This is a genomic window from Chitinophaga eiseniae (assembly GCF_900167135.1).
In the GTDB taxonomy this organism is placed as follows: Bacteria; Bacteroidota; Bacteroidia; order Chitinophagales; family Chitinophagaceae; genus Chitinophaga; species Chitinophaga eiseniae.
Genome location: NZ_FUWZ01000002.1, coordinates 758,390 through 781,092 on the forward strand (window position 1 = coordinate 758,390; position 22,703 = coordinate 781,092).

The window sequence follows — 22,703 nt, forward strand, 5'->3', positions numbered from 1 at the left end:
TACAAAAGCCCTGTTTTTTGCTGCCCGCTTTTCCATAACTTTAAACACTAAACCTGTTTTACATATGAAGAAAAACAATGCGGTAAAACTACCGTTACTGGCTGCCATGGTCACCTTCGCAGCCTGTAACTCCGGTTCCACGCAGCAACACCAGGAGGCATCCACCGACACAGCCAAAGTCCCGGCCTTTAACCTCGCAGACATCGACACTGCTTACAAAGCCTGCGATGATTTCGACAACTACGTTAACGGAGGCTGGAAAAAGAACAATCCTATCCCGTCTACCGAAAGCCGCTGGGGTGCCTTCGGTATCCTCGACAAACAGAACAAGGAAGTTCGCCTCAAAAGCATTATCGCTGAACTCACCAGCAAAACTGACCTGAAAAAAGGCACTGAAGAGCAACAGATCGCAGACTACTACACCTCATTCCTGGACACCGCTACCATTGAAAAAAGAGGTATCACCCCCCTGAAACCTTACCTGGACAAAATTGACGCCATCAAAACGCTGGCTGACTGGGCCGCTGTAACCGGTGAGCTCCAGAAAATAGGCGTGTCTACCTTTACCGGATTCGGCGCTGACGCTGACGCCAAAGACAGCAAAATGAATGTCCTCTACCAGGGACAAAGCGGTCTGAGCCTTGGTGAAAAAAGCTACTACATGCAACAGGATTCCGCCACCAAAAATGTGCGGGACGAATTTGTTAAACACGTAGACAAAATGTTCACCCTTGCGGGCTTCCCCGAAAAAAATGCCGGTACCACCATCCTCGGCCTCGAAACCGGGCTGGCTAAAATCCAGCTGACGAACGTAGAGCTGCGCGACCCGGTTAAAACCTATAACAGGGCGGCTTTCAGCGAACTGAAGACACTGGCGCCTGACTTTGACTGGGATGCTTTCGCTCAAAAGCAGGACATCAAAACAGATACCCTCGTTCTCCAGAACAAAGGTTATCTCACCAATGCCGGCAAACTGCTCAAAGCAACGCCTATCGACATACTGAAAACATATACCAAATGGCAGCTCCTCTCCAGCTTCGCCGGCTACCTGCCGAAAGCCTTTGATGAAGAGAACTTCCATTTCTTCGGTACCGTGATGACCGGTAAAAAAGCACAGAAAACCCGCGCTGAAAGAGCTATCCGTTCTACAGACGGCAAACTGGGCATGCCACTGGGCAAACTGTTCGCTAAAAAATATTTCCCGGAAAGCAGCAAAGAGAAAGTATCCCAGATGATCGAAAACGTTCGTTCCGTATATGGTGAACGTATCGACAAACTCACCTGGATGAGCGACTCCACCAAACAGATGGCCCACAAAAAACTGGCCTCTTTCACTTATAAAATCGGTTACCCCGACAAATGGAAAGACTACTCCTCTATCCAGGTCGATAAAGGTACCCTGTTGGAAAACGCCATCTCCGCTATACTCTACGACCACCATGAGAACATCGCCAAAATTGGTAAACCCGTGGATAAAAGCGAATGGGGCATGACACCACAAACCGTTAACGCGTACTACAATCCACTGAACAACGAAGTGGTGTTCCCTGCCGGTATCCTCCAGCCGCCGTTCTACAACCCTAACGCCGACGACGCTATCAACTACGGTGGCATCATCGCGGTGATCGGCCACGAATTCACACACGGCTTCGATGACCAGGGCTCCCAGTTCGACGCTGATGGCAACCTCAAAAACTGGTGGACCAAAACCGACCGCGAGAACTTCGATAAACTGACCAAACGTTATATCAACTACTTCAGCAACATCGAAGCACTGCCCGGCGTGAAAATCAACGGCGCACTCACCATCGGTGAAAACGTAGCCGATCTCGGTGGCCTCACCCTCGCTTACTACGCACTGAAAAAATCTTTCGAAGGTAAAGAGGAGCCCAAACCAATTGATGGCTTCACCTGGCAGCAACGTTTCTTCCTCGGATGGGGACAGGTATGGCACGGCAACATCACCGACGCTGCTCTCCGCCAGCAAATCCAGACAGACCCGCACTCTCCGGCCAGAGACCGTATCAATGGCCCCTTACCGCACCTGAAAGAATTCCAGGAAGCATGGGGATGCCAGCCCGGTAGCAAAATGTCATTACCGGATGCTGAAAGAGTGGTCATCTGGTAACTTTGATGTACATGATTATTGCTGATTTCCCTGATTCACGGAGATAAAAGCGAAGATCAATATAATTAATAACCAGTGCAAACGCCTGCTGTTGCTCACAGCAGGCGTTTGTATTATTACAGAAGATGTTACCACATTGAAATCAAATAAATAGAACAATAGAAAATCAGATCAACAGCCGAAATCAAAAAATTGTAAATCAAAAAATCCCTAAATATCAATAGCCAAATAACAAAATAGCCAAATGAACAAATAGTATGATTTATATCAGTTTTGCTAAATGGACGAATGTTTTACCATGAAAATATCTATTTTTGCAGCGCGTGAAAAAACTCTTCTGCATATTATTATGTTTCATCATCCTGCTGCAAAACTTCGGCACGGCAGTGGTCTTTATCAGCTACAAGATAAACCAGGCCTACATTGCCGCCAATCTTTGCGAAAACAGGAGCAACCCGGCCATGCACTGTAATGGTAAATGCCAGTTGCGCAAACAGCTACAACGGGAAGAACAACAGGAACAAAAAAATCCCTACGCGCAAAAAGAAAACAAAGAAGTTACCTTATTCTGTGAACAGGTCGTTTTCTCCAGCGGGGAACCCAGCTTCGATATCACCACCGAACTTACGGCATTCTATCTGATGAAACCCACGCATAGTCCAGCCAACAGCATCTTCCACCCGCCCCTCTGCTAATTCCGTCTGTGTAATTATTTTCAGTAAACCGATAGCCGGCGCTATCCGTTATCCTGCTGTTTTCAATGATTGATTGTTACCTGGCACGCGCCATACACGCGGTTGTCAATGTTATCGCTATCACTTACGTGTAGCCGATACCGCTATTACTTTGTCGATTAAACCCTTGCAATGAAAAAATTATTTTTCATCATGGCTATTCTCATGCCTGTATCCGTCATGGCCTGCGACATCTGTGGATGTTCCGCCAGCGGCTACCAGCTGGGCATTCTGCCACAGTACCATAAAAATTTTATCGGTCTCCGGTACGGATACCGGCAGTTCAAATCTACCCACCCCATGGAGCTGGGCAATACCTCCAACCATGAATCCCGTGAATTCTACCATACTACAGAATTGTGGGGAAGATGGTACGCTACCAAAAGACTACAGTTCTTTGCTTTCGTACCGTTTCAGTATTTCAGGAGAGAGGAAGGAAAAAGCATTACCACGGTCTCCGGCCTCGGCGACATCACCCTGATGGCCAACTACACCTTCATCGATAATAACTGGGACCTGGGCAAAAAATGGCACCATGTATTCCAGGCCGGCGGTGGAATCAAACTCCCTACGGGCAGGACCGGCATCCCTGACGAAGGCGGTAACATCTACCAGAACTTCCAGCCCGGCAGCCGCAGCACCGACTTCGTGGTGAACGCCGTATACACTGTAAGACGCGGTAAATGGGGCATCAATACAGACGCCAGCTACCGCATCAACACCACCAACAAAGAAGAATACCGGTTCGGGAACCGTTTTAATACCTCCCTGCGTGGATTTCTCTATCAGCCTGTCAGCAAAACAGTGGCCGTGCAACCTTACGCCGGTCTGATGTACGAGCATGCCTCCGGTGACCACGAGCTGCATAAAACAAAGGAATATACCGGTGGCGATATGCTGCATACCAGCATAGGCGCTGATGTATACTTCAAACGCTTTTCCGCCGGCGTGCAGGCCCAGCTACCCGTGTACCAGCACCTGTCAGCCGGTTATAATAAAACATACACCCGATTATCCGCCACCGTTAACTTCTTCTTTTAAAACAAACTCATTATGAAGCAAAATATTTTACTCTTTAGCCTGATCGCTGTACTGGCCTCCTGTTCCAAAGACAGCACCACGCCCGTTACAGACCCCAACGAGAAAGGTGTCGTGGTCCTGGAATTCGACAACCGCGCCGGAACAGATGACCTGATCCTGAATAATCAGCAGTACCGCAACGCCGCCGGGGAACAGCTTACCATCAGCGCTTTCAATTACTATGTCAGCAATTTCCGGTTTATCACTGCAACCGGCAAAGTGTACACCGTACCGCAGGATAGTTCCTATTTCCTGATCCGGGAAGATGTAAAAAGTACCGCTTTCCGAACCCTTTACAATGTACCGGCTGGTGATTACACACAGGTAAAATTCATGATTGGCGTGGACAGCGCCCGGAATGTGATGGATATCAAAAAACGCCCGGGAGACCTTGATCCGGCAGAAGGTGGATATGGTATGTACTGGAGCTGGAACAGTGGCTACATCTTCGCCAAACTCGAAGGCAGTTCCCCGGCATCTACAGATGCACAAAAACAATTCCGTTACCATATTGGTCTTTATGGTGGCACTTTCAACAACGGACCACGTACGCTCAATAATACCCGGGAGGTAACCCTCACCATTCCCAACAACGGAAAAGCCATCGTCCGCCGCGACCGCAAAGCCCAAATCCATTTCTTTGCCGATGCGCTGAAAATGCTGAACGGCACCACCAACGTGAGCATCGCCGCTAATCCGGATGTAATGGTATCGCCATTTTCCGCAAAAATCGCGGATAATTACACACAAATGTTTAACATTGATCACGTGCATAACGAATAACATTAACTAATTCTATCATGAAACAATTGATCTTAACCTGTAGCGTCCTCCTGGCTCTCGCCTGCAATCAGAACAGCAAACCAGCTGAAACAAAAGATGCACCCATGCCCGAAGTACCCGCTGCAACAGCAACCGTAGTCAGCGATAAATTGCCCGACCCTGTATGCGAAATGCCTTACGACACCGCCTACAAGGAGTGGACCGTTTATCAGAAAGACACCATTCACTTTTGTTCCATCACCTGTAAGGAAGTCTTCCTCAAAGCGCCGGATAAATACATGGCCAAGCTGAAGAAGTAAGCATTCCTTATCAATTATTCGTTTATGCGTCATCGTTACAGGTGGGGTAGCGGCATTGTATTGCCTTTACTCTCCTTTCTTATCCTCACCGCCTGCAGTAAAAACAATACCGAAACAAAACCGGAACCGGCTAAAAACATCTCTTTTGTGAAGCCGGCCGGATTCCCCGAACCCGCCTACCGCCTGGCCGATAATCCCGTTACCACGGATGGCTTTGCCCTCGGCAAAGTCCTCTTCTACGACGGCCTCCTGAGCCGCGACGGCACCATCAGCTGCGCCAGCTGCCATATACAGGCCAACGCCTTTACGCATCACGGCCACGATGTCAGTCACGGCATAGACGACCGCCTCGGCACCCGTAACTCGCCTCCCATCCAGAACATGGCCTGGTCCACTACCTTCTTCTGGGACGGCGGCGTGCATGATCTCGATCTCCAGCCCATCGCCCCCATCGAAAACCCGGTGGAGATGGACGACAAAATGAACAATGTGATTGGGAAGCTACAACGGAATACACGTTACCAGCAACTGTTTGAAAAAGCCTTCGGATCGCCCGGCATCAACAGTACGCGTACGCTCAAAGCATTGTCGCAGTTCATGGTCATGCTGGTGAGCGCAGATTCCCGGTACGACCGCTTCATGGCCGGTAAAGAGACCTTCAGCGAAGAAGAAAAGAAAGGGCTTGCGCTGTTTGAACAACGCTGCGCCAGTTGTCATCAGCCACCGTTATTCACTGACAACAGCTTCCGCAATAACGGCGTGGCGCCGCGGCCTTTCGGCACCGACTCCGGACGCTACAAAATAACCCTGCTCGACGAAGACCTATACAAATTCAAAGTACCATCGCTGCGCAATGTGGCCCTGACGGCGCCGTATATGCACGACGGCCGCTTTGGCAGCCTGGAAAGCGTGATGAACCACTATGACAACGGTTTTTACGCCACCGCCACGCTGGACCCGCTCTTTAAAAACGGTTTTTCACTGGGAGATAATGATAAAAAGGCATTGATAGCATTTCTGAAAACCCTCAGTGACAAAGGATTTATCACCGATGAACGGTTTGCGCCGCCGCCGGGGTTTGTGCAGGGAGACTAAAACACACGGGCGTATCGATTGATACGCCCGCGTGTTTTATAAAAAAAACCGTCCCGGTATAAACCAGGACGGTGTAAATACAGCTTATGAAATCTAAAAAAAATACTACTGTGTTACTACGATTCTGTCCCAGGCAACCCATTTGGCTTTGGTCCAGTCGTTAGCCGGATCAACAGCACCCAGGAATTTCACTTTCTCGAAGAAAGCGTCCGCCAGTTTGCCGTCGAATTTGGCAGGATCATTAGCGATCGCCGGAGAACCGGTCTGAGGCGCCAGATCAGGAGTTTTGTTATTGAAAGGATCTTTCAGTTTGATATCGCCAGCGTTAGCAGCAGCAAAAACTTTGGTAGCGTCACGGCCGGTCACCAGGTTCTGCAGACCTGCAGCGTCCAGTACCACGGTACCGGAACCGTCAGCAGTGGCGAACAGGTCGGTAGTACCGTGCAGCAGGCTGTTTTTCAGACCGCTGGTAGCGTCAGCATAAAAGCCCAGGGTTACGTTATCGTCTATACGTAAAGCTGCTTTTTTCGCACCCATGATGATAGAGTTACCCAGCACGAACTTGGCACCTCTTCTCCAACGCATGCCATAACCATAGTCAGCGCTGGTACCGGCAGCATTGTTAGGGCCGATAGCGGTGAAGTTGGACAGGATCGGGAAAGTGGTAGGCGTAGTAGTGATGGGCAGGTTCTTCGGGTTGGTGTTGTCTACTTCAAAGTTGTTGGACACGTCACCGTCAGATTTTTTGTCAGTGAAAGAAGGTTGTTTCACAGACACGGCGAACTGGATCATACCGTGATAAGCATCATCCATATCAAAGTCGTCGTCAGCGCAGTTGTAGGCGATCAGGTATTTGGCGTTTACGCTGCCACCAAAGAATTCGTAGGCATCATCCAGACCATTCACGACCTGAATGTGGTTCAGGGTTGTTTTATTACCAACGCAGTACAATGACAGACCGTTGATTTCATCATTGGCCGCTACTGCTTTACCAGCGTATTCAATTCTTACGTACTGCATGCTACCGGAATTGTCATCGTCCTGGGTACCGCCGAACGCAGAATAAGCCGCGTCAATATTACCTTCCAGCTTAGCGTGGTTACCGTTGCCGATAGCTTTACCCACCAGGATCACACCACCCAGGTCGCCCGGTTTTTTCTCTGTATGACCGGAAGTAAATACGATCGGATTTTCAGCGGTACCGTTAGCCTGGATCTGTGCACCTTTATATATCAATAACACACCGGCAGAATCACGCATGCTGATGATTTTTGTACCAGCTTCGATGTTCAGGGTGGCATTATCTACATATACATAACCACGCAGTACATAAGTCTTGTTTTTAGACCATGTTTGGTTGGCAGTGATTTTACCTCTTACCATTACAGTGTCGCTGTTGCCGGAGGGAGGCGGAGTTGTATTGTTGTCATCATTTTTACTGCAGGCTGCAAAAGTAGTGGCAGCAGCCATTAAAGCCAATACATAATTTTTGTTCATACTGCTTAATTATTTGATTTACAAATATCAATAGTCACCTTTACGGGAATATGACACCCGCGTTATTTAATTGTTACTTTACTTTGGACAGAAAATTATACTTGAACGTAATCGTGAAAGTGGTGCCCGGCTTGAGTGAGCTGATGATGTAATCCTTACCGGCTACGTATGCTGTTTTGTTGTTTCCGGGAAACTTGTAATAGAGTGCTATAGGCTGGGCAAAAATGTCTGAGATATTCAGTTTTAATTCCCCTGCGTTTTTGAACACTTTTTTGCTGATCTGCAGGTCCAGGATATCTCTCGGCTTTTCATAAGTGTCAAGGCCGGCGTTGGTACCTCTGAAGCGTAACCGCTGTCCGATCCTGTTGTACAGCAGGTTGAGCGAGAAATTATTATCAGCAGGAGCATAGGAGATACCGCCATTGATCAGATAGGGAGACTGTCCCTGCAGCGGTGTTTTTTTATCGGGGTCAACAGCGCCCGGCAAATCTACTTTGGAGTAAATGTAGGCAGCGTTGGCATAGAACACCAGGTTATCAAACACCTTTGCACCGGAGATAAAATTCAGGCGTTTTCTCAGTTCAATCTCTGCGCCGTAGTCAGTAGCACTATTGGCGTTGTTGTAGGAAAGAATATTATTCCCGTCATTGGTCTGTTCGATCGGGTTCTTGAATTTTTTATAGAACACGGAAGCAGAGATCACTTCGCCTGCGCCCGGGAACATTTCCCAGCGCAAGTCAGCGTTAGTGGCAGTGCTGCGTTTCAGGTATTCGTTACCCTGTATCAGGAATTCATTATCATAATCATAATACCTGAAGTTAGCCAGTTCTCTGAACTCGGGCCTGTTAACCGTTTGAGAGAAAGACAGGCGCAGGTTGCTCTTTTCGGTCACACCATAAGTGAGGTTGGCGGAAGGCAATACGTCCACGTTATCATAACGCTGCGTAGCCTGACCGGCAGTTTTCAGTTCCTGTACATATGATTCTACGCGGGCGCCCCACACCAGCCGCAATGCGTCTGTAAACTTGTTGTCAAACATCAGGTAACCGGCGGTCAGGTCGGCAGTGCCTTTGTAGTCTTTATTGTTGGCATCGATCTTTGCCAGCAGGATGCTGTATTTGTCAATGTCTTCGTTGCTGAAGATATTGTCCACCGTAACGCCTTTGTCCAGCGGAATCTCTGCTCTTGAAGCAGCGGTGGCGTATCCGAGCGCAACAGCGGAAAAATCACGGCTACGGTATGATTTCATGCCGCCGAATTTGAACTTCTGGTTCTCTCCGAATAATTTAAACGGTACAGAAAAGTTCAGATTGGCGCCGAGGATATTTTCAGTCAGTTTGGTGTAAACACGTCCTGCATCTCTGATGGCAGGGTTGTTCTCTCCGGAAAGCGTGAGTGAATAATAATCGTTGCCATCGTATTTCTGAAAAGAGAGGATACGCTGGTCAGGCTGATTACGGGAAGAACGTGCATAGGAGAGGTTCCAGTCCATGTTCAGCTTATCGTTGCCAATTACGTGTTGCCCTTCGAGGGTGGAGTTATACAGGCTGTTCTGGGTGGTTTCGTTGTTATAGCTCAACCGCGGCTGGCCAGCATTGTTATCAAACACCAATCCTGTTCTGCGGGTAAACACCGTATTGAAATCATTATTATAAAAGTTCTTCAACGCGATCTTGCTCTTTCTGAAATTGTAGGCAAAATTCAGTACCGCGCCCAGGTTGCTGGACTGCGTGTATACGTCGTCGTTAAAATCGAACAGGTGCTCGCTGACGTTTTTTTCGCTGCGTTCCCGCACGTTTCTTTTATTGCTGTTGCCATAGTTGACAGCAAAAATATAGCCGAACCGGTTCTTTTCTTTCACCTGCCAGGCGTTGCCCATGGAGAGTTGCACGCCGATGGGAGGGCGGCTTTTGCCATTGCGTTTACCGCTGCTGTAGGTATTGGGGAACTGTTTGGCGATAGCGATTTTCTCTGCATCATCCAGCAGGGTATAGTTGCCTTTGGCCGCATTTTTATATGCGTCCGGCAATGCGCGGGAACCGTCGTCGAAGCCCAGGAAATCATATTTTCCTTTTGGAGGCGCAGTATAGAAATCTTTGAAAGTCGTCTGGGTATTGTAACCGGTGCTGAGCGACAGGTCCAGGAAACGTTGGTCCGGGAAGTCTTTGGTGCTCACTTTCACCGCGCCGCCGGCAAAATCGCCTGGCAGATCGGGGGAAGCAGTTTTATAGATGGTGATATTATCGATCAGTCCGGAGGGGATGATATCAAAGGAGAATGCTTTTTTGTCCGGCTCGGTGCTGGGCATCTGGGCGTTGTTCATGAGCGTGGTGTTGTACCGCTCGCTCAGTCCGCGTACTACTACAAATTTATTATCCTGGATACTGGTGCCGCTCACACGTTTCAGGACTTCACCGGTATTTTTATCGGGAGATTTTTTAATGAGGTCGGCGGAGATACCATCAGATACGACCGCATTATTTTTCTGTGCGGCGTAAAGCGCGTTGATGGTTTCCTGTTTAAAGGACCCTCTGATCACTACTTCCTGCAGTTCTTTGGATTTGGGTTCATCCATAATAATGTCCAGGGAGGTAGGTTGACCCGCTTTCACGATTACATCGGAGATCGATTTGGTCTGATATCCCATGTATTTGAAGTCGAGGGTGTAGGTGCCCGGCTCCATATTAAAGGAGTAGCGTCCTTCCACGTCGGTGACGGCGCCTTTGCCGGTGCCTTGCACCACGATGGTAACGCCGATGAGCGCCTCACCGGTTTTTTTGTCCGTCACTTTCCCGGTCAGCTTTGCAGGATCTCCCGCCAGTGCTGTTTCCGTAAAAATAAATTGAAATAAAGTCAGCAATAACAGAGGTACAGATAAGAAGCCCTTCACGATATTTGGTTTTGTTTTATACGGTTTTAATCTTGTTCTAATCCCGTTTTAATATCGGTGGCAAAATTATCGGCGATGCATTAACGCAGTATTAAGCTGACGTTACCAGTATGTTAATTGTTAAGAAATGTTTATGGTATTGTTAACAGGAACGAATATACGAAACAGGCATAGGACAGGGTATTGTCAACAAGGGATCTGGAAAGGCCGGAACAGCGGACGGGTGCTACATCAGATAAGAAGGCGGCGTGGGTCTGTTGTTGTTCATCAACATGTCCAGTGAGATATCCAGCTGGTAGTTGCGCTCTTCTCTTTTATCCTGTATAGCGGAGGATATCTGAAAAAGATGCTGACTTTTGTTGGTGAATGGCTTGTTGTCTTTATTGCAGAGCTCGAGGCTGAAGTTGAAACGTTCTTCCAGGTCTTCTTCAAATTCACGCAGACTGAGCGTTTCATCGATAGGGTATTCTACCAGGGTTTCATCTTCAAAACCGGCTTCTCTCAGGGTGTCAAAGGCATTGGCCAGGGAGTGGCGTACATATACCGCTACATTACAGGATAACAAACGTTGAATTTGCATCTGTAAGAGGGATATTGTCATTAATGGGTGTAGTTTAAGTACTTTCATTGCTGATCAATCTTCATTTACTGCGCTTCCAAATAGGTTTTCTGAATAGTTTATAAGCAAACTTAGAAGTCTACTTTTAATTTAATATTAAGCACTTGTTATGATTATGTGAAAATCCCAATAAATATATAAATATTTTATTATTTGATTATTTTAAAATTTAAACGATCAAATAATAAAATAACAAAATATCAAAATAGCTAAATAGCTAAATAGCTAAATAACAAAATGTCTAAATGGCTAAATCCGAAAATGTTTTGGGGTCCCAGTCGGGGGAGGCGTCATCTTCATCTTCGGGGAGAACGGTTTTGGCTTTGGTAACAGGGTGCTGGTACAGGGTCCATTGCTGATGGGCATATTCGAGGGCGGTAAGGCTCTCCACCCAGTCGCCCGAGTTCAGGTAGGTCACGGTTTTATCGCCTACGGGCATCTCTTTGATCAGTGGCTGGTGGATATGGCCACAGCAGACTACATCAAATCCTTTGTCCACTGCTATTTCGGCAACCGTCTGCTCAAAATCGGAGATAAATTTCACGGCAGATTTCACTCCTTGTTTGACTTTTTTGGAGAAAGACATCTTTTCGCGGCCCATGCTTTCCAGGATGTTATTGACCAGGCGGTTGATGATGATCAGCAGATCATAACCTTTCCCTCCCAGTTTGGCCAGCCATTTGGAGTTTTTCATGGTCACGTCGTATACATCGCCATGGAAGAACCAGTGTCTTTTACCGTCTACGTCCAGTATCAGCTTGTTATCGATGGAGAAGTTGCTCAGCTCAAAGCCGGCGTACTTGCGGAGGGCTTCATCGTGGTTGCCGGTCAGGTAGTACACCTCCGTTCCTTTGCCGATCATCTTCAGTATCTTTCGGATCACCTTGGTGTGGGCTTTGGGGAAGTAACGTTTGCTGAACTGCCAGATATCGATGATGTCTCCGTTGAGCACCATAATGCGGGGATCTATGCTGTCCAGGTACTGGACCAGCTCTTTAGCGTGGCAGCCGTATATCCCGAGGTGGACGTCGGAGATAACGACTATATCTAATGCGCGTTTGTCAGACATCTATGTGAAAATGTAACAGGGTTGCAGGTACCTGTTTATGATTATAATTTCTTATACAAAGGAAAAATTGCTATATTACTTTTATATTAATCCAGTGTTAAGGAATTATTAATTCACGTTTTTTTCTGGCTCCGATTGATTCTGAAAGCTATTTTTGCGGCAAATTTTTAAACTCAAACGTATGGGAGGCTTCAATTCCTTTGTTAAACTATTCATGCCGAAAGACCGGGTATTCTATTCTTTATTTGAAGACGTGGCTTCCAACCTCGTGGAAATGGCCCAGGTACTCAACGAACTGGTAGCGACCAATGATGCGGCCGTACGTAAGGACAAAGTGCACCTGATCGAGAGGCTGGAGCATAAAAACGATGATTATACCCACCGTATATTTGTAGAGCTGGGCCAGAACTTCATCACGCCGTTTGACCGGGAAGATATCCACTATCTGGCTGCCACACTGGACGACGTTGCCGACTACATTCACGGTTCTGCCAAAAGGATCGACCTGTACAAGGTGAGCGTACTGAACGAGAGCATCCGCAAACTCGCTGAGCTGATCCACCTCGGCGTGCTGGAGCTGCACAAAGCCATCCCTGAGCTGCGTAACATGCAGAATATGCGCGTTATCACCGATGCCTGCGTAAAAATCAACAGTCTCGAGAATCATGCCGACGATATCTATGACCGCGCTATTGCCGACCTGTTTGACACTGAACAAAATGCCGCAGAGCTGATTAAAATGCGTGAAATATACCAGGCGCTGGAAATCGCTACCGACAAGTGCGAAGACTGCGCTAACGTTATTGAAACCATTATAATCAAATATTCCTGAGAAAGGGTATATCGCCCTGACCGCATAATCCTCGTGTTACCATGACTTTATTAGTAATAATTGTAATACTGGCATTTGTATTTGACTATATCAATGGTTTCCATGATGCAGCCAACTCTATAGCCACTATCGTGTCGACCAAGGTGCTGACGCCTTTTCAGGCAGTGCTTTGGGCCGCAGTTTTTAACTTTGCGGCTTTTTTTATCGCCAAGTACGTTATTGGCGAGTTTAAAGTGGCCAACTCCGTGGCCAGTTCCGTATTTGAACAGTTCATCACCCTCAAGGTGATCTTCTCCGGGCTGGTAGCCGCTATCACCTGGAACCTGTTCACCTGGTGGCTGGGTATTCCTTCCAGCTCCTCCCACACCCTCATCGGTGGCTTCATTGGCGCCGCTGTTACCAGCGCCGGCACCCTCGATGTGATCAATTACCACAAGGTGCTGCCTATCGTGTACTTTATCGTACTGGCGCCCCTCATCGGTATGGTGGTGGCTTTTATCATTACCATTATTATTGTGAATATCTGCCGCAAGGCCAATCCCTTCCGGGCAGAAAACTGGTTCAAACGCCTGCAGCTGGCTTCTTCCGCCGCCCTGAGCCTGGGCCACGGCAGTAACGACGCCCAGAAAGTAATGGGTATCATTGCAGCAGCCATGGTGGCCGCCGGCTATATTCCCAATATCAAGGCGATGCCCGACTGGATCCCGCTGGCCTGCTTCACCTGTATCGCCCTCGGTACCATGAGCGGCGGCTGGAAAATCGTGAAGACCATGGGTACCCGTATCACCAAGGTAACCCCGCTCGAAGGTGTGGCTGCTGAAACTTCCGGCGCCATAACCCTGTTCCTGACCGAACACCTCGGTATCCCTGCCAGCACCACCCACGTTATCACCGGTGCGATCATGGGGGTAGGCGCCACCAAAAGGCTGTCAGCCGTTCGTTGGGGCGTTACCGTCAGCCTCCTCTGGGCCTGGGTGCTGACCATCCCGATCAGTGGCCTGCTGGCAGCAGTGACCTATCTCATCGCCAGCATCTTTATCTAACATAATGTTATATAATAATATTAAAAAGCTCTCCGTTCGTAACGGAGAGCTTTTTTTGCATAAAAATGCCGTCATGTGGATTAGAGCGACTATTTTTGTGCGGTTTTCTAAAGAAGCCTATAACATCCAATCAAAACTGATCTACGCATGAAAGGAATTATCCTGGCCGGCGGCTCCGGTACCCGATTACATCCCATCACTTACGCTATCAGCAAGCAGATAATGCCGGTATACGATAAACCCATGATCTACTACCCGCTGTCTACCCTGATGCTGGCAGGCATAAAAGATATCCTGATCATCTCCACGCCGCACGACCTGCCCTTCTTTCAGCGCCTCTTCGGCAACGGCAGCCAGCTGGGACTGAACCTGTCCTACGCGGAACAGCCACAGCCCAACGGACTGGCACAGGCTTTCGTTATCGGGGAACAGTTTATCGGAAAAGACAGCGTGGCATTGGTACTGGGCGACAACATCTTCTATGGCGCCGGCCTCGGCTCACAACTGGCTGATAATACGGAACCCAACGGCGGCATCGTATACGCCTACCAGGTGTCTGACCCCGAAAGATACGGCGTGGTGGAGTTCTCCGAAGACATGCGTGTATTGTCCATCGAAGAAAAACCCACGAAGCCCAAATCCAACTTCGCAGTGCCCGGCCTCTATTTCTACGATAACGAAGTCGTGGAGATCGCCAAAAACCTGCAACCCAGCGCACGCGGCGAATACGAAATCACAGATGTGAATAAAGAATATTTGAAGCGCGGCAAGTTAAAAGTTTCTATCTTACCCCGCGGAACAGCATGGCTGGACACCGGCACCTTCGATTCCCTGATGCAGGCCTCCCAGTTTGTACAGGTGATCGAACAACGACAGGGCATCAAAATAGCCTGCATCGAGGAAATCGCCTACCGCAAAGGCTTTATCTCCGCCGGCCAGCTGAAGGAACTGGCCAAACCATTGCTGAAAAGCGGCTATGGTCAGTATCTCGAAAGAGTACTGGAACAAAAAATGATCTGACATCTCATTAAAACGTAAATCTGATATTATCATGAAGGTTCTTGTTACGGGTGGTTGTGGCTACATTGGCTCCCATACTATAGTAGATTTAATCAATCATGGCTTCGACGTAGTTTCTGTTGACAGCAACATCAGAAGCTCCACACAGCTGTTGGATGGCGTGGAAAAAATTACCGGTAAAAAAGTACGTAACTACAAAGTGGACCTCTGCAACCTGGAAGATACCCACGCGGTTTTCCATGAAAACAGGGACATTGTAGGCGTTATCCATTTCGCCGCCCTCAAAACCGTCCCTGAATCTGTAGCAGATCCCCTGTTATACTTTCATAATAACCTCACTTCCCTCATCAACGTGCTGAAATGCATCAAGGAATTTAATATTCCCCATTTCGTGTTCTCCTCCTCCTGCTCTGTATATGGCAATACCAACGCCCTGCCGGTAGTGGAAGAAACACCACTGGGTGAAGCACAATCTCCTTATGCCCGCACCAAACAAATGGGTGAACAGATGATCGAGGATTACAGCCGGGTAAATGAAACCCAGTCCATCCTCCTGCGCTATTTTAACCCCGTTGGCGCCCACCCGTCCGGTCTCATCGGCGAATTGCCTCTCGGCAAGCCTGATAACCTGGTACCGGTGATCACGCAGACCGCCATCGGCAAAATCCCGAAAATGGTGGTGTATGGTACAGATTACGATACCCGGGACGGCTCCTGCGTACGCGACTATATCCACGTAACGGATATCGCCAACGCACATACCCGGGCCCTGCAATATCTCATTGAACACAGAAACACCTCCAACTGCGAAATCTTTAACCTCGGCACCGGTAACGGCGTAACCGTACTGGAAGCCATCAAAGCTTTCGAAAAAATATCCGGTGTGAAACTCAACTATACTACAGGCCCACGCCGCCCGGGCGACGTGATCGCCATCTATGCCAATAACTCCCGCGCCAAGGAAAAACTCGGCTGGACACCGGAAATTGGTATAGAAGACTGTATGCGCACCGCATGGCAGTGGGAAGTAAGCCTCCGCAATAAAGTACTGAGCAACTAACATCCTGACATTAAATGTTTACTTTTACGCCTCAATTTTAAACAGACCGCAATGGTAAAAGATATTCAACCGCTGAACGAAAAAGAAACCCGCGCCGGATTCGGTGAGGGCATACTGGAAGTGGGCCGCAAAAACCCCAATGTAGTAGCACTGACCGCCGACCTGCTCGGTTCCATGAAGCTGAACGCTTTTGTGAAAGAATTCCCCGACCGCTTCGTACAGGTAGGCATCGCAGAAGCCAATATGATCGGCATCGCCGCAGGCATGACCATCGGTGGAAAAATACCATATACCACCACTTTCGCCAATTTCTCCACCGGCAGGGTATATGACCAGATCCGCCAGTCTGTGGCCTATTCCAATAAAAACGTGAAAATATGCGCCTCCCACGCAGGCCTCACCCTCGGTGAAGACGGCGCTACCCACCAGATACTCGAAGATATCGGCCTGATGAAAATGCTGCCCGGCATGACCGTGATCGTGCCCTGCGATTTTAATCAGACCAAAGCCGCTACCATCGCGATCGCCGATCACGAAGGACCGGTATATCTCCGCTTTGGCCGTCCAAAATGGCCGAACTTCACTGCAGAAAACCAGGACTTCCAGATCGGTAAAGCCCAGGTCCTGCACGAAGGCACCGATGTAACCCTCTTCGCCTGCGGCCACCTCGTATGGATAGCCGTTGAAGCCGGTAAAATACTGGAAGAAAAAGGCTATAGCGTGGAAATCATCAACATCCACACCATCAAACCGCTGGACGAAGCCGCTGTGATCAAATCCCTCAGCAAAACCCGCTGCGCAGTCACTGCCGAAGAACACAACGTACTCGGCGGCCTCGGCGACAGCATCGCCCAGGTAGCTGCCCGCCATATCCCTGTGCCCATCGAATATATCGGCACCAACGATACCTTCGGCGAAAGCGGCAAACCAGTGGAACTGCTGAAAAAATACGGCCTCGATGCAGAACATATCGTTGCCGCCGCTGAAAAAGCCATGCAACGGAAAAAACAATAATGCACGCGCATAAATAACTGACAACAGCCCATGAACCCCGCGTTCATGGGCTGTTCTATTAACCGGCTTCCTGCAAGACCACTAAATCCCGGACCTTCCCGGAAATACCCCACCCCCCGGTTAAACCTTTTCATTTTATAGATATCATAGAAGCAACAATACTTTATACCATCATTAAAGTACCTGACAGCGAGTTTTTTCTTTATATTCAGGAAAATAAAACCTGTCCAAGAACCATTTAACCTATGGCCGTTACACAGGACGATAAAACACTCCTGGCGCTATACCGGATGCCGGAAACCCGTGAACAGGGTTTCACCCAGATCATCCGGAAGTACCAGGAAAGACTTTACTGGCACATCCGGCGGCTCGTCATCTCTCACGATGACGCCAATGATGTGCTGCAAAATGTTTTCATCAAGGTCTGGAAAAACCTGGAAAACTTCCGGGAAGACGCCCAGCTTTTTACCTGGCTATATAAAATAGCCACCAACGAATGCCTGACGTTTCTCGAACAACAAAAACGTAAATTCGCCGTATCCCTCTCCGAAGTGGAAGACGGTCTCAATAATAAACTGAAAGCCGATACCCAGTTTGATGCCAACAAACTGGAGTGGAAATTACAACAGGCAATATTGCAACTACCTGAAAAGCAGAGAATTGTGTTTAACCTAAGATATTACGATGAAATGCCCTACGAAGAAATGAGCAGAGTGCTGGACACGTCGGAAGGCGCACTAAAAGCATCTTATCACCATGCAGTCAAAAAAATCGAGGATTTTATCAAAGGATCAGATGTCTGACAACCCGCCACTCCCGGTTTTAAGCTGTCTTTAAAGTTTTTTGACAAAAGATTAAAATCTCATTAAACTATTGAAGCAGTGACCTGTCTAAAATTTGTATATGAACAAGCACGAACATATCAGCAATGAATTAAAACAACTGGCGCCGGATGCCAACTGGCCCGCCGATGCACCCTTTACGGTGCCGGCCGGTTATTTTGACCGGCTGCCGGATGTAGTGCTGCAGCAGGTTCATTTACTGCAACCCGACCACATAGGCGCACCCACGCCTCATCATCCTTTTTCAGTACCCACAGGCTATTTTGAGGAACTCCCGCAAACCATCCTCCGGCGGATACATACTACCAGAGAAAACCCGGTCCATGCCGAACTGGAGGAGATATCCCCGCTGCTGGCGGCGATACCCAAACAGGTTCCCTTTACTGTGCCCGCAACATACTTCGGTACCCTGGCTGCCATACCGCCCGTTCCTGTAACGCCATCACTACGCGCTGTACATCGGAATCCGGTAAAAAAATGGCTGAAATACGCCGTGGCCGCCTGCCTGATCACCTTCACCAGTACCACCGCCATTCTCTTCCTGCAACGGGACAGCAGCTTCAACGTGGAAAAACAACTGGAAAGAATAGACACCCAGGACATTGAATACTATCTCCAAAACCATACGGATGCTTTTGATAACGATGCTATCTTTGCCGGCTTTGCCGATGACGCTGCCCCGGAATCCCTGCAACAACAACTGAATGAAGAGATTCCGCCCGCAGCCATCGAACAATACCTGCAACATTCATCCTTCAAAGAGGTATTACCTAACCAGTAGTGATGCATGAAACGCTTTAATTTTATAACCATAGGGATTGTCCTGCTTATGTTGACCAGTGCCATAACCCAGGCACAAAAGCCGACATCTGATGAAGCATCTGAAAAAATAAAAAGCCTTCAGATGCAGTACCTGTCCCAGAAACTGAACCTCTCCGCCGAAGAAGCAGAGAAGTTTTGGCCGGTATACAAAAACTATACGAAAGAAGTGGAAACACTCATCGCTGATCGCCATAACAAAAGGCAGCAGGACAAACAACTGTCAGACCCCGATGACGTTGCCAGGAGAAATATGGACAATGACCTCGGCTATGAAAAAAGGATGTACGACATCAAATCCAGGTATACCAACGAATTTCAGCGCGTACTGCCAGCCCGCAAAGCCGGCGCAGTTTTCAAAAGCGAGCGGGAATTCAGGAACATCATGATCAATCACCTGAACAATCAACGCCTCAACAGAATTAATCAACGCGGTAATTTCAGAAAAAGACCTTAATCCATCATAAAAAAGGGAGATCAATCTGATCTCCCTTTTTGTATGCTAACCCGCCATCGTTACTGCGCTTTATAGTGAGCCCTTACCTCCACCACCTTGCCGTCTTTCAGCACCATCATTTCCGCGCTCAGTAAATTATTCACGCTTTTATAATACAGCACAACGGAATTCACGCCTTCCAGTATGTGATACAATTCAAAATGCAGGTCAGGATAAGCCGTCAGCGCCCTGCTGAAATAAGCGCGCAGCTGCTCAATACCCCGGATACAACCTTCCGGATCTTGATTGATTTTCTGTATAAAAGGAGAGTAAAAGGTAATGTCCGGTGAATAGTGCGACATCACTTCATCAAGGTTATGGCTGTTCCAGGCTGCTACCCAGGCATGCCCAAAGGAGGTCATGTTTTCCATTATGATCACTTTTTTGAAAGAACAAGGTAGGGGTTTTACTACCGGGAGGATTGGCTGAGAAGCTCAATTTCTCCGCGACGCCACTGTACAGGCGTTACACCGAAACACCGGCGAAACTGCCGGTAAAAATGGGAAAGGTCCTCAAACCCGGTGCTATAGGCCACCTCCGGTACAGGCAGGTCTGAAGTGCGCAATAACAACGCCGACATCTGCAACCGCCTGGCCCATATCCACTGCATAGGGCTGCATTGATAAGTCTCCCGGAAACGTCGCTTCAGGGTAGCCAGGCTCATATTTCCCATCGCGGCCACCTCTTCCAGCAACCGCACTTCCTGCATGTTTTTATGCAGCCGGTCCATCACCTGCTGCATGGAAACAGACGGCCGGCCGGCCAGCGCCGCTTTCACCACGGCAGTCTCCTGCTGCAATAAATGCAATACCCGGTCCATCATATTCTCATACGCGGGCATAGCGCCGTCTTCCCGGAAATCGCGCAGCAACGCCTGTGTCAGCTGTTGCCACTGCAAAGAAGCGGAAAGGGTCTGCGTAGCCCCCGCTACATACTTGCCGGTAGCCGCAGAAGCATAATGTGTTGCCAGCAGGTCCGGCGGCAGGAAAAAATTGATACTGGCATAGTCTTCCGATGGCTGCAGTATCTCTGAACAGATAACACTGCCCGACGGTATCAGGAAAACATCGCCGGCCCGCAGGCGATGCACCTGCAAGCCGTCGTATATTCTTTTCTCACCACGTACCACCAGGTTGAGCACCGGGTGCGGTATGTACAGCCCATGAGCGGCCGGTTGCCGGTAATTGCTGTAAGCAGCCCAGCTGTGGCCCTGCTGCTCCCATGTCCTGATATGGTGTTGCCCTGTTAAAGTAAAGCGGTCATACAAGGTGTACATAGGGGTATGCTCCTGTTCCTTTTTCTCAGAATTTGGCAAAAGGCTCTTTGGTATCGTGATAGAAGAGGAAAGTCCATCCTTCCTGCTTACCACGCTCCATAAACTCCTGGCGCAGTTCCATACTGCGTTTGCCATCGTAATCATATTTAGCTACAAAGCGGCTCCGCATCTGGGAAATCTGTGGAGCCACATCGCCGCCAAAAAATACTTTGTCCTCGCCGTCATCCACCAGGAATACCTGGTGATAAGGACAGTGACCGCCCGTCAGCTCATAGTGAATATACCCGTCGATAGTGCCGTTGCCGGTGGTGAACACCACATTATCACGCTGTTGCAGCAATGCGATATCTTCTGCCAGATAGGATTTGCCGGCATGCTCCATGGCATACAGCATTTCTTCATTGTTGACATAATAGGTGGCGTTGGGAAAAGTGAGGGTACGCTCCCCGGTAATAGGATCTGCGGCGGATACGCCCCCGGAATGGTCTTTATGCAGATGGCTCATGAGCACCTTGGTGATCTCCATGGGATTAATGCCGTGGTCTATCAGATGCTGATGGATCTGCAATACGCCGTCTTCGTTGCGGAAACCCAACCCGGCGTCAAACAATATATAGTCACGGTCAGTGATCACCAGAAAAGGCTGTATCTCTACCAACAGGGAACCGTGCGGACGGTCCTGCAGATTATCTGTGCCCAGTCTGAAAGGAGAAAACCGTTTGGTAGCGTCTACCGTAAATGAACCTTCTGATAATGGAATAATTCGTGCCATGATGCAAAGATAGCCCATTCACCATTAGGTTGCAGCCCCGGTTACCGCAACACCATCTGCCGGTCGGCGTCCAGGCGCAGCATAATAAATATCAGCATGGTGAAAGTCATCAGCGATGAACCGCCATAGCTTACCAATGGCAACGGGATACCGATCACCGGCGCCAGGCCGATGGTCATGGAGACATTAATGGCGAGGTGGAAGAAGATAATACTGGCCACCCCATAGGCATACACGCGCGAGTAGGTCGATCGCTGTCGCTCCGCCACAAATATGATCCGGAAAAGCAACGCCACATACAGCCCGATGAAAATCACGCTGCCGATGAAGCCGAAGTCTTCCCCGATAGTACAAAAGATAAAGTCGGTGCTCTGTTCCGGTACAAAGTCAAAGCGGGTCTGTGTGCCTTTCAGATAACCTTTGCCCCAGAAGCCGCCGGAACCGATGGCGATCATACTCTGCCGGGTGTTGTAGGTCGCCTTGGGATCATTTTCTTTGCCCAGCATTACCTCGATACGACGCACCTGGTAGTCCTTCAGCACTTTGGTGAAAGCAAAAGGTACCACGAACATCACGAATATGGAACAAAAGGCGTACACACCCAGGATTACGAGCAGGCGCGACCGCTTCCGTTTGATTTCCCGTCGCATGAAATAAATGACCAGCGCGGTAATCACGGAAAAGATGGAGAACAGCACGTACTTGTCTACCAGCAGGGCCGAAAGCACCAGCACAATACCGGAGAAAGCGATCACCAGCAGGATGCCCGGTAACCCTTCGCGGAACATGACGAGGAAAAAGGCGAAATACACCAGCGCCAGCCCTGTTTCATCCTGTAAAATGATGATAGCTGCCGGTATCAGGGCAATGGCAGCGGCAATCAGCCGCGACCGCAGCTTGGTGAAGTCCGTCTCCTGCGACGACAGGTATTTGGCCAGCGCCAGGTTGGTACAGAGCTTCGTCAGCTCGGCCGGCTGGAATTGAAAACCACCGATGACCAGCCAGGAGTGAGAACCTTTTACATCTTTACCGATCCCCAGCACCAATAGCAACAATAGCAAGCCTCCCGCGTACAACAGGTTGGAGGTGGCGGTAAAAAATTTACTGTCCGTCAGCCAGATAATCGACGCCAGGACCAAAGACACACCAAACCACATGATCTGGCGCGAATAGTTTTTATTCAGGTGGATAATATTCTGCCAGACATTATCATCGCCCCGGTATTCCGCAGCAAAGATGGACATGATGCCGATGATCACCAGCGCCAGGTACAGGCCTACAATTGGCCAGTCAATCCCTTGTGTCAGTTTGGCTTGCGAGCGGTTCATGAGCGGT

22 protein-coding genes are annotated in these 22,703 nt (G+C 48.9%); 14 read left to right on the plus strand and 8 right to left on the minus strand.

Features of this window, described 5'->3' with window-relative positions; genetic code table 11:
* Positions 1–64: 64 nt before the first annotated feature.
* From B5D63_RS12645 to B5D63_RS12670, 6 genes are all read left to right on the plus strand, one after another.
* Positions 65–2,128, plus strand: coding sequence for a M13 family metallopeptidase (locus B5D63_RS12645; RefSeq protein ID WP_078669157.1), 2,064 nt, complete (start codon positions 65–67; stop codon positions 2,126–2,128).
* A 323-nt stretch (positions 2,129–2,451) separates the two neighbouring features.
* Positions 2,452–2,823 (plus strand): hypothetical protein, encoded by a 372-nt coding sequence (locus B5D63_RS12650; protein WP_143312890.1) that lies wholly within the window; start codon positions 2,452–2,454, stop codon positions 2,821–2,823.
* 171 nt (positions 2,824–2,994) lie between these two features.
* Positions 2,995–3,903 carry a transporter family protein gene (locus B5D63_RS12655; protein ID WP_078669159.1) on the plus strand — a complete coding sequence of 303 codons (909 nt, stop codon included), beginning with the start codon at positions 2,995–2,997 and terminating at the stop codon, positions 3,901–3,903.
* Positions 3,904–3,915: 12 nt separating this feature from the next.
* Positions 3,916–4,725 (plus strand): MbnP family protein, encoded by an 810-nt coding sequence (locus B5D63_RS12660; protein WP_200816997.1) that lies wholly within the window; start codon positions 3,916–3,918, stop codon positions 4,723–4,725.
* 17 nt (positions 4,726–4,742) lie between these two features.
* A complete protein-coding gene (locus B5D63_RS12665) occupies positions 4,743–5,024 on the plus strand; it encodes a YHS domain-containing protein (RefSeq protein WP_078669160.1) in 282 nt (93 codons plus the stop codon).
* Between the two features lie 24 nt (positions 5,025–5,048).
* A complete protein-coding gene (locus B5D63_RS12670; RefSeq protein ID WP_078669161.1) occupies positions 5,049–6,119 on the plus strand; it encodes a cytochrome-c peroxidase in 1,071 nt (356 codons plus the stop codon).
* Positions 6,120–6,224: 105 nt separating this feature from the next.
* Here B5D63_RS12670 and B5D63_RS12675 read toward each other — a convergent pair whose 3' ends face one another.
* The 4 genes from B5D63_RS12675 to B5D63_RS12690 form a co-directional block, all read right to left on the minus strand.
* Positions 6,225–7,616, minus strand: a complete 1,392-nt coding sequence (locus B5D63_RS12675; RefSeq protein WP_078669162.1) for a hypothetical protein — start codon at positions 7,614–7,616, stop codon at positions 6,225–6,227.
* 73 nt (positions 7,617–7,689) lie between these two features.
* On the minus strand, positions 7,690–10,506 hold the full coding sequence (locus B5D63_RS12680; protein ID WP_078669163.1) for a TonB-dependent receptor: 2,817 nt from the start codon (positions 10,504–10,506) through the stop codon (positions 7,690–7,692).
* 226 nt (positions 10,507–10,732) lie between these two features.
* Positions 10,733–11,107 (minus strand): hypothetical protein, encoded by a 375-nt coding sequence (locus B5D63_RS12685; RefSeq protein WP_143312891.1) that lies wholly within the window; start codon positions 11,105–11,107, stop codon positions 10,733–10,735.
* Between the two features lie 259 nt (positions 11,108–11,366).
* Entirely contained in the window at positions 11,367–12,194 is an 828-nt protein-coding gene (locus B5D63_RS12690; RefSeq protein WP_078669165.1) for a UDP-2,3-diacylglucosamine diphosphatase, read from the minus strand.
* Positions 12,195–12,375: 181 nt separating this feature from the next.
* On the opposite strand from B5D63_RS12690, the gene B5D63_RS12695 reads away from it, so the two are divergent.
* From B5D63_RS12695 to B5D63_RS12730, 8 genes are all read left to right on the plus strand, one after another.
* Positions 12,376–13,026, plus strand: a complete 651-nt coding sequence (locus B5D63_RS12695) for a DUF47 domain-containing protein (protein ID WP_078669166.1) — start codon at positions 12,376–12,378, stop codon at positions 13,024–13,026.
* Positions 13,027–13,067: 41 nt separating this feature from the next.
* Positions 13,068–14,069, plus strand: a complete 1,002-nt coding sequence (locus B5D63_RS12700; protein WP_078669167.1) for an inorganic phosphate transporter — start codon at positions 13,068–13,070, stop codon at positions 14,067–14,069.
* Positions 14,070–14,216: 147 nt separating this feature from the next.
* Entirely contained in the window at positions 14,217–15,089 is an 873-nt protein-coding gene (rfbA, locus tag B5D63_RS12705) for a glucose-1-phosphate thymidylyltransferase RfbA (RefSeq protein WP_078669168.1), read from the plus strand.
* Between the two features lie 31 nt (positions 15,090–15,120).
* Positions 15,121–16,149, plus strand: coding sequence for a UDP-glucose 4-epimerase GalE (galE, locus tag B5D63_RS12710; protein ID WP_078669169.1), 1,029 nt, complete (start codon positions 15,121–15,123; stop codon positions 16,147–16,149).
* 51 nt (positions 16,150–16,200) lie between these two features.
* Positions 16,201–17,163: a transketolase family protein gene (locus B5D63_RS12715; RefSeq protein ID WP_078669170.1), complete on the plus strand. Its 963-nt coding sequence runs from the start codon at positions 16,201–16,203 to the stop codon at positions 17,161–17,163.
* 245 nt (positions 17,164–17,408) lie between these two features.
* Complete coding sequence (locus B5D63_RS12720; RefSeq protein WP_078669171.1) at positions 17,409–17,966, plus strand: RNA polymerase sigma factor; 558 nt, start codon at positions 17,409–17,411, stop codon at positions 17,964–17,966.
* A gap of 100 nt (positions 17,967–18,066) precedes the next feature.
* Positions 18,067–18,786: a hypothetical protein gene (locus B5D63_RS12725; RefSeq protein ID WP_078669172.1), complete on the plus strand. Its 720-nt coding sequence runs from the start codon at positions 18,067–18,069 to the stop codon at positions 18,784–18,786.
* Between the two features lie 123 nt (positions 18,787–18,909).
* Positions 18,910–19,281 (plus strand): hypothetical protein, encoded by a 372-nt coding sequence (locus B5D63_RS12730; RefSeq protein ID WP_143312892.1) that lies wholly within the window; start codon positions 18,910–18,912, stop codon positions 19,279–19,281.
* Between the two features lie 59 nt (positions 19,282–19,340).
* Here B5D63_RS12730 and B5D63_RS12735 read toward each other — a convergent pair whose 3' ends face one another.
* Genes B5D63_RS12735 through rodA form a run of 4 tightly spaced genes read right to left on the minus strand, consistent with a single transcriptional unit; the run spans position 19,341 to position 22,696 of the window.
* Entirely contained in the window at positions 19,341–19,691 is a 351-nt protein-coding gene (locus B5D63_RS12735; protein ID WP_235021526.1) for a nuclear transport factor 2 family protein, read from the minus strand.
* Positions 19,692–19,729: 38 nt separating this feature from the next.
* Entirely contained in the window at positions 19,730–20,635 is a 906-nt protein-coding gene (locus tag B5D63_RS12740; RefSeq protein WP_235021527.1) for a helix-turn-helix domain-containing protein, read from the minus strand.
* Positions 20,622–21,368 carry an MBL fold metallo-hydrolase gene (locus B5D63_RS12745; RefSeq protein WP_200816998.1) on the minus strand — a complete coding sequence of 249 codons (747 nt, stop codon included), beginning with the start codon at positions 21,366–21,368 and terminating at the stop codon, positions 20,622–20,624. Before B5D63_RS12745 ends, B5D63_RS12740 begins: the two co-directional genes overlap by 14 nt.
* Before the next feature lie 41 nt (positions 21,369–21,409).
* Positions 21,410–22,696: a rod shape-determining protein RodA gene (gene rodA / locus B5D63_RS12750; protein WP_078669175.1), complete on the minus strand. Its 1,287-nt coding sequence runs from the start codon at positions 22,694–22,696 to the stop codon at positions 21,410–21,412.
* Between the last annotated feature and the right edge of the window lie 7 nt (positions 22,697–22,703).

Coding starts and splice junctions, on each gene's coding strand:
- B5D63_RS12655 (WP_078669159.1), top strand. CDS start 2,995: ATGAAAAAATTATTTTTCATCATGGCTATTCTCATGCCTGTATCCGTC.
- B5D63_RS12725 (WP_078669172.1), top strand. CDS start 18,067: ATGAACAAGCACGAACATATCAGCAATGAATTAAAACAACTGGCGCCG.
- B5D63_RS12700 (WP_078669167.1), top strand. CDS start 13,068: ATGACTTTATTAGTAATAATTGTAATACTGGCATTTGTATTTGACTAT.
- B5D63_RS12685 (WP_143312891.1), bottom strand. CDS start 11,107: ATGACAATATCCCTCTTACAGATGCAAATTCAACGTTTGTTATCCTGT.
- rfbA (WP_078669168.1), top strand. CDS start 14,217: ATGAAAGGAATTATCCTGGCCGGCGGCTCCGGTACCCGATTACATCCC.
- B5D63_RS12745 (WP_200816998.1), bottom strand. CDS start 21,368: ATGGCACGAATTATTCCATTATCAGAAGGTTCATTTACGGTAGACGCT.
- rodA (WP_078669175.1), bottom strand. CDS start 22,696: ATGAACCGCTCGCAAGCCAAACTGACACAAGGGATTGACTGGCCAATT.
- B5D63_RS12715 (WP_078669170.1), top strand. CDS start 16,201: ATGGTAAAAGATATTCAACCGCTGAACGAAAAAGAAACCCGCGCCGGA.
- B5D63_RS12675 (WP_078669162.1), bottom strand. CDS start 7,616: ATGAACAAAAATTATGTATTGGCTTTAATGGCTGCTGCCACTACTTTT.
- B5D63_RS12645 (WP_078669157.1), top strand. CDS start 65: ATGAAGAAAAACAATGCGGTAAAACTACCGTTACTGGCTGCCATGGTC.
- B5D63_RS12660 (WP_200816997.1), top strand. CDS start 3,916: ATGAAGCAAAATATTTTACTCTTTAGCCTGATCGCTGTACTGGCCTCC.
- B5D63_RS12665 (WP_078669160.1), top strand. CDS start 4,743: ATGAAACAATTGATCTTAACCTGTAGCGTCCTCCTGGCTCTCGCCTGC.
- B5D63_RS12690 (WP_078669165.1), bottom strand. CDS start 12,194: ATGTCTGACAAACGCGCATTAGATATAGTCGTTATCTCCGACGTCCAC.
- B5D63_RS12670 (WP_078669161.1), top strand. CDS start 5,049: ATGCGTCATCGTTACAGGTGGGGTAGCGGCATTGTATTGCCTTTACTC.
- B5D63_RS12735 (WP_235021526.1), bottom strand. CDS start 19,691: ATGGAAAACATGACCTCCTTTGGGCATGCCTGGGTAGCAGCCTGGAAC.
- B5D63_RS12695 (WP_078669166.1), top strand. CDS start 12,376: ATGGGAGGCTTCAATTCCTTTGTTAAACTATTCATGCCGAAAGACCGG.
- B5D63_RS12730 (WP_143312892.1), top strand. CDS start 18,910: ATGCAGTACCTGTCCCAGAAACTGAACCTCTCCGCCGAAGAAGCAGAG.
- B5D63_RS12720 (WP_078669171.1), top strand. CDS start 17,409: ATGGCCGTTACACAGGACGATAAAACACTCCTGGCGCTATACCGGATG.
- galE (WP_078669169.1), top strand. CDS start 15,121: ATGAAGGTTCTTGTTACGGGTGGTTGTGGCTACATTGGCTCCCATACT.